This is a genomic window from Streptomyces sp. XM83C (genome assembly GCF_023072675.1).
Classification (GTDB): Bacteria; Actinomycetota; Actinomycetes; order Streptomycetales; family Streptomycetaceae; genus Streptomyces; species Streptomyces thermocoprophilus.
Window position 1 is genome coordinate 1 of the sequence record NZ_JALLGL010000263.1, and the last position, 8,868, is coordinate 8,868.

An 8,868-nucleotide genomic window follows, 5' to 3' on the forward strand; every position below is an offset into this window, starting at 1 on the left:
GGCGCCGGCCGTTCCGGCGGGGCCGGGCGGGGCGGCGGGCCCGGCGGTTCCTGCGTGCTCGGTGCCCCCGGCGGGCCCGGCACTCCCTGCGGTGAGGGTGTCCGCACCCTGAGCGGGAGAAGCGTCGGCGATCCCCTCGGACACGGGCCGGGCGAGGGCCGGTGTGTCCTCGTCGGTGCCGTCCGGCAGGGGGGCCGACGGCTCGGCAGGGGCCGACGCCTCCGCGGCCCCGGTCCCGGGCGCGGCCGGCTGCTTCAGCACGAAGTCGCCGTCGTCCGCCGAAGTGCCGTCCGTCTCCGGCCGGGGCCCCGGCGACCGGGCCGGAACCGCCGCGTCGCCGTCGCCGGCGGCGCGTGGGCGTTCCAGTTCGAAGTCGCCGTCGGTGGCGCGGCCCGAGGCCGACGGGTCCTGCGTGGGCTTCCCCTCGTTCATGCTCTCCCCACAGCTGACCGCGGCACGGCACGGTCGGCGGCGTGCGCGGTTCGTCCACTCCGCGCCCGACTGCCTGCCGCGGGCGCGGCCCACCTGGATTCAACCAGGTTCACGGGCCGCCGCGCAGAGGCCGGTCAGCGGGAGGGCGCGGACGAGGACGGCTCGGGAATCGGCGCGGTGGACAGGCCGGGAGCGGTGAGCGCCTGGGTCCCCGCCCAGGTGCCCAGGGGGATGGGCGGGGTCACGTCGAGCGGCCGTATGAGCGGGGACATGGCGGCGGCACCGGCCATCACCGGTGTGGTGAGCGTGTCCCTGACGGCCTGGTCGACCGCCGGTGCCACGGCGCCCGGCTGGAGCGGCGCCGACGCCTTGGTGAAGGCGTCGGTCCGGCCGAGGGTGCGGCCCTGCCCTGCCTGGACGAGGGGGGCGCCGCCGCGCCGCCGCTGGCCGTCGGTGGCCGGGGTGGCCGTGGTGCCCTGGGTGCGGGCGGGCAGCACACTGCTGCCGGTGCCGCGCGAGTCCGCGTCTGTCGGGGCGCCGCCGGTCATACCGCCGAGGGCGAGCGCGGCCAGCGACACCGCCCCGGCGGCGACGAACGCGATCCGCAGTCCGCGCGAGGCGGGCCGGTCGCTGTCGCCGCGCCCGACGGGATGGATGCGGAAGCCTCGGCCGTCGGAGTCGGACGGCATCAGGGAGCCGCGTGGCCCGAGCGGGGCGTAGTCGAAGCCGAAGGCGGCGGCATCGCCCCGGCGTCTCACTCCGAGGACGCCGAAGGTGCCGGTGGCACCGGAGGACGAGTCCCCGAGCCCGCCTCCGCCGAGCCGGGACCCGCCGAGCCCGGACAGGCCGCCCCCGCCGAACGGCGTGCCGTCGCCGTCGGGATCACCTCCCGCCGGAAGCCCTTGCAGGCGGGCCAGGAAGCTTTCGGACGGGGGCGGCGGGGCCACCTCCGCGAAGACGTTCTTCAGCCGGCGCTGGGCGTCCACCTCGGCCTTGCATTTGGGGCAGGTGGCCACATGCGCCAGTACGCGTTCACGCGCGTCATGACCGAGCTCGCCGTCCACGAGGGCGGAGAGCCGGTCTCCCAGGTGCTGCTCTGCGGGGTCAGGACGTGATCCACTCACGCGGTCGCGCCCCCTCCCTCCAGTACGGGCACCTTGGCGACCGGCGAGCGGCGCTCACGGGCCTCGGGCGAGCGGTGGGCGAGAGCCTTGCGCAACTGGGAACGGCCGCGGTGGATACGGGAGCGGACCGTGCCGAGCTTGACGCCGAGGGTCGCGGCGATCTCCTCGTACGACAGGCCCTCGATGTCGCACAGGACGACCGCGGCACGGAACTCGGGCGCGAGCGTGTCCAGCGCCTGCTGGATGTCGGCGTCGAAGTGGGCGTCGTTGAAGACCTGCTGCGGTGTGGGCTCCTTGCTGGCGAGCCGCTCCGCCGCGTCCTCGCCGAGCGCGTCGAAGCGGATGCGCTGCTTGCGGCGGACCATGTCGAGGAACAGGTTGGTGGTGATGCGGTGCAGCCAGCCCTCGAAGGTGCCCGGCGTGTAGGTCGACAGGGAGCGGAAGACCCGGACGAAGACCTCCTGGGTGAGGTCCTCGGCGTCGTGCTGGTTGCCGGTGAGGCGGTAGGCGAGCCGGTAGACCCGGCCGCTGTGCATGCTGACGATCTCCTCCCAGGTGGGCGGAGTCCACGCCGGCCCGTCCGCGTCGGTGGAGAAGGTCGCGGTCCGGTCCTGTGCGACGGCGTGGCCGGTGTCAGCGGTGTCGTTCACGGATCTCGGCCTGCCCGCCGACCCCAGGAAGCGCCGCAGCACTCCTCCCCGGTCTGCAGGCGCGGCCGCACCTCCCCTGTCAGCTCTGGTGGTGTCCAGTGGAGCCCCTACCATAGCCACCTCGCCCGTTAGGACCGGATAAGCGGTTTTACGAGAATTTGATCTGGGCTGACACGGCTCATACAGCTGCGTCAGCACTTGCTCTGCGTCTCGTCCCTCGTCGTGATCCAACTGTGTCCCCCCCGTACGTCCTGCCACCCCTATAAACGCCCGGTCCCATCTGCGGGTTCCCGGCGCCAACGGATACAGTCACGCCGAGGCAACCCGTGGGGACAGGAGAGGGTCATTACCGGCAACCGGCAGACGGACTGGGCGTTCGCCGACGCCTATGTCGCCGAGGACGAAGCGCTGCGCTGGGCCCGTGACCGGGCCCGCGAGGCAGGGCTGCGTTCGGTGTCGCCCGGCACGGGTGCCGCGCTGCGGCTGCTCGCCGCCTCCGTGGACGCGAAAGCCGTCGCGGAGATCGGCACCGGCACCGGTGTCTCCGGTATCCATCTGCTGCACGGCATGCGCCCGGACGGGGTACTGACCACCGTGGACCCGGAGCCGGAGCACCAGCAGTTCGCCCGGCAGGCGTTCCGCGCGGCCGGCTTCGCCAGCAACCGGGCCCGTTTCATCCCGGGCCGTGCGCTGGACGTGCTGCCCCGGCTCGCGGACGCGGGGTACGACCTGGTGTTCTGCGACGGTGACCGGCTGGAGCTGCTGGACTACCTCGCTGAATCGTTGCGCCTGCTGCGCCCCGGCGGCCTGGTCGCCTTCGAGGGCGTCTTCGCGCACGGCCGTACGGTGGACTCGGGGCCGCAGCCCACCGAGGTGATACGCATCCGTGAGCTGCTGCGGGCGGTGCGGGAGAGCCAGGAGCTGGTGCCGTCGCTGCTGCCGGTGGGCGACGGCCTGCTGTGCGCGGTCAAACGCTGACCGACGCGACCTCCACCGAACCGACCGGCACGCCCCGGACCTCCGCCGAACCGACCGGCACGCCCGCCGCAACGCCCCGGGCGACCTTCCGTGCCGTTCCCGGCGCGCCCCCGGCCGGCACCGAAACAGCCGCCCCGGCACCGATGACGATGCCGGGGCGGCTGAAAGGGTATGGTCGCTTGCGCGTCAGCCGACGACCTTCTTGAGGGCGTCACCGAGGGCGTCGGCCTCGTCAGGGGTCAGCTCGACGACGAGTCGACCGCCGCCTTCGAGCGGAACGCGCATGACGATGCCCCGCCCCTCCTTGGTCACCTCGAGCGGGCCATCGCCCGTCCGCGGCTTCATGGCCGCCATGCTCGTTCCCCTTCCTGAAACCAGCTCATCGTCAAAGCCGACGGCCCCTGAAGGGCACGCACGGTTCCTGGCGCAAACACCAGGACACGCGACACCGGCATCGAACACATTGCTTCCAAGCCATTATCCCGCATCTCAGGACCCGATGACCAACATCGGTCCGCATCGCTTGGGCAACGCGCGCGAGCAAAACCACCCAATTCGGCGATGTGGCTGCGATACTGCGCGACCGCACCCCCTGCGATTCTTTGACGCAGGTCACATGTCCCGCCCCGTCCGATGTCCATGATCTCCGCCATGCTGTCCTTCGTACGCATGGCCTACCGACCGGTACGCCACCGTTTCCGATCCGGAGGGACCCACCATGGCCGACACCGTGCTCTACGAGGTGAGCGACGGGCTGGCGACGATCACGCTGAACCGCCCCGAGGCGATGAACGCGCTGAACATCGCGACCAAGGTCGCCCTCCGGGAGGCGGCCGAATCAGCGGCGTCCGACACCGCCGTACGGGCGGTGCTGCTGACCGCCGCCGGGGACCGGGCGTTCTGCGTGGGCCAGGACCTCAAGGAGCACATCGGGCTGCTGGCCGAGGACCGGGAGAAGGGCACCGGCCAGGTCATGAGCACCGTCAAGGAGCACTACAACCCGATCGCCCGGGCCCTGGCCGGAGCGGCGAAGCCGGTCGTCGCCGCGGTGAACGGCGTCGCGGCCGGCGCGGGCTTCGGTTTCGCGCTCGCGGCGGACTACCGCATCGTGGCGGACACGGCCGCGTTCAACACGTCCTTCGCGGGCGTCGCCCTCACCGCCGACTCGGGCATCTCCTGGACGCTGCCGCGGGTGATCGGCCCGAGCCGCGCCATGGACCTGCTGCTGTTCCCGCGGAACATCTCCGCGCAGGAGGCGCTGGAGCTGGGCATCGCCAACCGGTTGGTACCGGCGGCGGAGCTGCGCGCGGAGGCGGAGAAGCTCGCGCGGAAGCTGGCGGCGGGACCGACGGTGGCGTACGCGGCGATCAAGGAGTCGGTGGCGTACGGCATGACGCACGGCCTGGACGAGACGCTGGACAAGGAGGACGAGTTGCAGACCCGGGCCGGCACCTCCGAGGACCACACGATCGCGGTGCGGGCCTTCGTCAACAAGGAGAAGCCGAAGTACCTCGGCCGCTAACGGCCGCGCCCTCCGCGCGCCACGCAGGTCTGCAGATGGTCGTCGACCAGACCGCAGGCCTGCATCAGCGCGTACGCCGTCGTGGGGCCGACGAAGCGCAGGCCCCGCTTCTTCAGCGCCTTGGACAGCGCCGTCGACTCGGGGGTGACCGCGGGGACGTCGGCGAGGGTCCGGGGCGCCGGACGGCCGGCCGGGTCGGGGGCGTGGGACCAGATCAGCGCGTCCAGCTCGCCCGGCTCCCATTCGGCCAGCACGCGCGCGTTGGCGAGCGTGGCATCGATCTTGGCGCGGTTGCGGATGATGCCGGGGTCGGCGAGGAGCCGGTCGCGGTCCTCGTCGGTGAACTCGGCGACCTTGGCGATCTCGAACCCGGCGAACGCGGCGCGGAACCCGGTGCGGCGGCGCAGAATGGTGATCCACGACAGGCCGGACTGGAACGCCTCCAGCGCGAGCCGCTCGAAGAGGGCGTCGTCGCCGTGGACGGGCCGGCCCCATTCCTCGTCGTGGTACGTCACATAGTCCGGCGTGGACAGTGCCCAGGGGCAGCGCCGCGCACCGTCGGGCCCGGCGAGGGCCTGCCCGTCGCTCACTGCTGCTCCTCCTGCCCGTCCTGCCGTGTCCGCGCCGACTCGGCGGCGGCGCGGGCCCCGGCCAGCGCGGACTCCAGGTCGGCGATCCGGGCGTCGCGTTCGGTGAGTTCGGCGGCGAGCCGGTTCAGGGCGTCGTCGACGTCGGCCATGCGGTAGCCGCGGGCGGCGAGGGGGAAGCGGAGACGGTCGATGTCCTCGCGGGCGACGGGCCGGCCGGGGGGCAGCGGGTCGTGCAGGCGCTGCGGTTCCGCTTCGGGCAGCGGGCCGGTGCCGTCGCCGCCGCCGACCACGGCGAGCGTCACCGCGGCGACCACGACGGCGAGCGCGACGACCAGGAACAGGAACATAACCATCGCTGCTTCCCCACGGTGTGCTCGGTGTCTCGGTGTGTGGGTCCGATCGTGCCATGCGACGCGGCCGGTTAGGGTCGCAGGCGGCACAAGACGGGGACGCTCACGGGACGTACGAGGAGAGGTCGCAGGCGATGCTCAGGCTGGGCAGGCGGGAATTCGACGCGCACGAGCCGGTGATCATGGCGATCGTGAACCGGACCCCGGACTCCTTCTACGACCAGGGCGCCACGTTCCAGGACGAGCCGGCGCTGGCGCGGGTGGAGCAGGCGGTGGCCGAGGGCGCGGCGATCATCGACATCGGTGGGGTGAAGGCCGGTCCCGGCGAGGAGGTGAGCGCCGCGGAGGAGGCGCGCCGCACGGTCGGTTTCGTGGCGGAGGTACGGCGCCGCTTCCCGGATGTGGTCATCAGCGTGGACACCTGGCGGGCCGAGGTCGGCGAGGCGGTCTGCGAGGCGGGCGCGGACCTGCTGAACGACGCGTGGGGCGGGGTGGACCCCGGTCTCGCGGAGGTTGCCGCGCGGTACGGCGTGGGCCTGGTGTGCACGCACGCGGGCGGCGCGGAGCCGCGCACCCGGCCGCACCGGGTGGAGTACGAGGATGTGATGGCCGACATCCTGCGGGTGACGCTGGGGCTGGCCGAGCGGGCGGTGGCGCTCGGGGTGCCGCGCGAGTCGGTGCTGATCGACCCGGGGCACGACTTCGGCAAGAACACCCGGCACAGCCTGGAGGCGACGCGCCGGCTGGGCGAGATGGTGGACACCGGCTGGCCGGTGCTGGTGTCCCTGTCGAACAAGGATTTCGTCGGGGAGACCCTGGACAAGCCGGTCAAGGAGCGGGTGCTGGGCACGCTGGCGACGACGGCGGTGTCGGCGTGGCTGGGGGCGCAGGTGTACCGGGTGCACGAGGTGGCCGAGACCAAGCAGGTCCTGGACATGGTCACGGCGATCGCGGGCCACCGGGAACCGGCGGTGGCGCGGCGGGGCCTGGCGTAGACACCGCCTCCGGGGAAGCGCGCGGCAGGCGTGCCCCGGGCGCGGCGGGCGGGCGGCCCGGCGCGGGGAGGGACGAGGGGCGCCGGGGCGGTCGTACCGCCGGGCGCCCCTCGGCCGGCTACCGGCCCGCTTCCTTCGACACCAGGGCGACCGCCTCCTCCACGTCGTCCGTGACATGGAAGAGCAGCAGGTCCTTCTGCGCGGCCTTGCCCTGGGCGATGACCGTCTTCTCCAGCCAGTCGACCAGGCCGCCCCAGTACTCGGTGCCGAACAGGACGATCGGGAAGCGGGTGACCTTCTTGGTCTGGACGAGGGTCAGGGCCTCGAAGAGTTCGTCGAGGGTGCCGAGCCCGCCGGGCAGGACGACGAAGCCCTGCGCGTACTTGACGAACATCATCTTCCGGACGAAGAAGTACCGGAAGTTCAGGCCGATGTCGACGTACGGGTTGAGCCCCTGCTCGAACGGCAGCTCGATGCCGAGGCCGACGGAGATGCCGCCCGCCTCGCAGGCGCCCTTGTTCGCGGCTTCCATCGCGCCGGGGCCGCCGCCGGTGATCACCGCGAAACCGGCCTCCACCAGGCCTCGGCCGAGCCGGACGCCCGCGTCGTACTCCGGGGAGTCGACCGGGGTGCGGGCCGAGCCGAACACACTGATCGCGGCGGGCAGTTCGGCGAGCGTGCCGAAGCCCTCGATGAACTCGGACTGGATGCGCAGGACCCGCCAGGGGTCGGTGTGCACCCAGTCCGACGGCGCGCGCTCGTCCAACAGCCGCTGGTCCGTCGTGCTCTCCTGGACCTGCTCGCGCCGTCGGAGGACCGGCCCCATGCGCTGCTCCTCCGGCGGCTGCTGCTTCCCCTCGGGGTTGCCGGTAGCCATGTACGCGCTCCCTCCGTCGTGCGGTCTGTCCGGTTCAGCGTAGATCCACGGCGGTTACGGGCGGGGGACGTGAGCATGTCCGCCATGAAGCGCCATGACCCCGGTACGGGGTCGCGGGTTCAGGTGTTCAACCAGTTCCGCAGTCGCTCCTCCGCCGCGAGGATCTTCGCTGTCTCTACCCGTTCATCACGCTTGTGTGCCAGGTGCGGGTTCCCGGGGCCGTAGTTCACCGCGGGGATGCCGAGGGCGGAGAAACGGGAGACGTCGGTCCAGCCGTACTTGGGCTGCGGGGTGCCGCCGACCGCCTCGATGAAGGCCGCCGCCGCGGGGTGGGTGAGGCCGGGCAGGGCGCCCGGGCTGTGGTCGACGACCACGAACTCCTCGACGCCGCAGTCCGCGAACACCTCACGGACATGGGCGACGGCCTCCTCCTCCGTGCGGTCCGGGGCGTAGCGGAAGTTGACGGTGACCACGCACTCGTCGGGGATGACGTTGCCGGCGACGCCGCCGCTGATGCCCACGGCGTTGAGGCCCTCGCGGTACTCGAGGCCGTCGATCACCGGGTAGCGCGGCTCGTAGGCGGCGAGGCGGGCCAGGACCGGCGCGGCGGCGTGGATGGCGTTGGAGCCCATCCAGCTCCGCGCGGAGTGGGCGCGCTCGCCCTTCGTCTTCAGCAGGACCCGCAGGGTGCCCTGGCAGCCGCCCTCGACCTGCCCGTCGGAGGGCTCCAGCAGCACCGCGAAGTCGCCGTGCAGCCAGTCGGGGTGCGCCTTCGCGACATGGCGGAGGCCGTTCAGCTCGGCGTCGACCTCCTCGTTGTCGTAGAAGACGAAGGTGAGGTCGCGGTCGGGCTCCGGGACGGTGGCCGCGATCCGCAGCTGCACGGCGACGCCGGACTTCATGTCGCAGGTGCCGCAGCCCCACAGCACGCCCTCCTCGTCGAGGCGGGCGGGGACGTTGCCGGCGATCGGCACGGTGTCGATGTGCCCGGCGAGGATCACGCGCTCGGCCCGGCCGAGGTCCGTGCGGGCGACGACGTTGTTGCCGTACCGGTCCACGGTGAGGTGGGGCAGGGCGCGCAGCGCGTGCTCGATGGCGTCGGCGAGGGGCTTCTCCGTGCCGCTCTCGGAGGGGAAGTCGACGAGCCGCGCGGTCAGCTCGGCGGCGTCCAGCGTGAGGTCAAGCGGGTTGTCGGCCATGTCCTCGACCCTATCCCGGAGACTGTTCGAGGCAGCCCGCGAACCGGGGTACGGTCCGTCGAACACCTCCAGTACCTTGTACCGCGTGTCAGAGCCGTCCCCCACCCTGTCTCTTTTACACATATCCGAGCCCACGAGACTACGCTGCATC

10 protein-coding genes and 1 pseudogene are annotated in these 8,868 nt (G+C 72.5%); 3 read left to right on the forward strand and 8 right to left on the reverse strand.

The window, feature by feature from the left end; translation table 11 throughout:
• The 3 genes and pseudogenes from MTQ10_RS23815 to sigE form a co-directional block, all read right to left on the reverse strand.
• Positions 1-432, reverse strand: a pseudogene (locus tag MTQ10_RS23815) (hypothetical protein); the annotation flags it as partial.
• Between the two features lie 134 nt (positions 433-566).
• Positions 567-1,556 carry an anti-sigma factor family protein gene (locus MTQ10_RS23820; RefSeq protein WP_356757898.1) on the reverse strand — a complete coding sequence of 330 codons (990 nt, stop codon included), beginning with the start codon at positions 1,554-1,556 and terminating at the stop codon, positions 567-569.
• Positions 1,553-2,248, reverse strand: coding sequence for an RNA polymerase sigma factor SigE (sigE, locus tag MTQ10_RS23825; protein WP_247472196.1), 696 nt, complete (start codon positions 2,246-2,248; stop codon positions 1,553-1,555). Before sigE ends, MTQ10_RS23820 begins: the two co-directional genes overlap by 4 nt.
• A 261-nt stretch (positions 2,249-2,509) precedes the next feature.
• Here sigE and MTQ10_RS23830 point away from each other — a divergent pair, with 261 nt between their 5' ends.
• Positions 2,510-3,184 carry an O-methyltransferase gene (locus MTQ10_RS23830; RefSeq protein ID WP_247472212.1) on the forward strand — a complete coding sequence of 225 codons (675 nt, stop codon included), beginning with the start codon at positions 2,510-2,512 and terminating at the stop codon, positions 3,182-3,184.
• A gap of 186 nt (positions 3,185-3,370) precedes the next feature.
• Here MTQ10_RS23830 and MTQ10_RS23835 read toward each other — a convergent pair whose 3' ends face one another.
• On the reverse strand, positions 3,371-3,538 hold the full coding sequence (locus tag MTQ10_RS23835) for a DUF3117 domain-containing protein (protein ID WP_003966491.1): 168 nt from the start codon (positions 3,536-3,538) through the stop codon (positions 3,371-3,373).
• Between the two features lie 364 nt (positions 3,539-3,902).
• On the opposite strand from MTQ10_RS23835, the gene MTQ10_RS23840 reads away from it, so the two are divergent.
• Positions 3,903-4,706, forward strand: coding sequence for an enoyl-CoA hydratase/isomerase family protein (locus MTQ10_RS23840; protein WP_247472198.1), 804 nt, complete (start codon positions 3,903-3,905; stop codon positions 4,704-4,706).
• Here MTQ10_RS23840 and MTQ10_RS23845 read toward each other — a convergent pair.
• Positions 4,703-5,296, reverse strand: coding sequence for a DNA-3-methyladenine glycosylase I (locus MTQ10_RS23845; RefSeq protein ID WP_308404595.1), 594 nt, complete (start codon positions 5,294-5,296; stop codon positions 4,703-4,705). The genes MTQ10_RS23840 and MTQ10_RS23845 overlap by 4 nt on opposite strands.
• Positions 5,293-5,643, reverse strand: coding sequence for a DivIVA domain-containing protein (locus MTQ10_RS23850; RefSeq protein WP_247472214.1), 351 nt, complete (start codon positions 5,641-5,643; stop codon positions 5,293-5,295). The genes MTQ10_RS23845 and MTQ10_RS23850 overlap by 4 nt, the downstream gene beginning before the upstream one ends.
• Before the next feature lie 137 nt (positions 5,644-5,780).
• Here MTQ10_RS23850 and folP point away from each other — a divergent pair, with 137 nt between their 5' ends.
• Positions 5,781-6,641 (forward strand): dihydropteroate synthase, encoded by an 861-nt coding sequence (folP, locus tag MTQ10_RS23855; RefSeq protein WP_247472200.1) that lies wholly within the window; start codon positions 5,781-5,783, stop codon positions 6,639-6,641.
• A gap of 118 nt (positions 6,642-6,759) precedes the next feature.
• Here the strand turns inward: folP and MTQ10_RS23860 are convergent, their stop codons facing one another.
• Both MTQ10_RS23860 and dapE read right to left on the reverse strand, forming a co-directional pair.
• A complete protein-coding gene (locus MTQ10_RS23860; RefSeq protein WP_247472202.1) occupies positions 6,760-7,518 on the reverse strand; it encodes a TIGR00730 family Rossman fold protein in 759 nt (252 codons plus the stop codon).
• Between the two features lie 119 nt (positions 7,519-7,637).
• Positions 7,638-8,717, reverse strand: coding sequence for a succinyl-diaminopimelate desuccinylase (dapE, locus tag MTQ10_RS23865; protein ID WP_247472211.1), 1,080 nt, complete (start codon positions 8,715-8,717; stop codon positions 7,638-7,640).
• Positions 8,718-8,868: the final 151 nt, after the last annotated feature.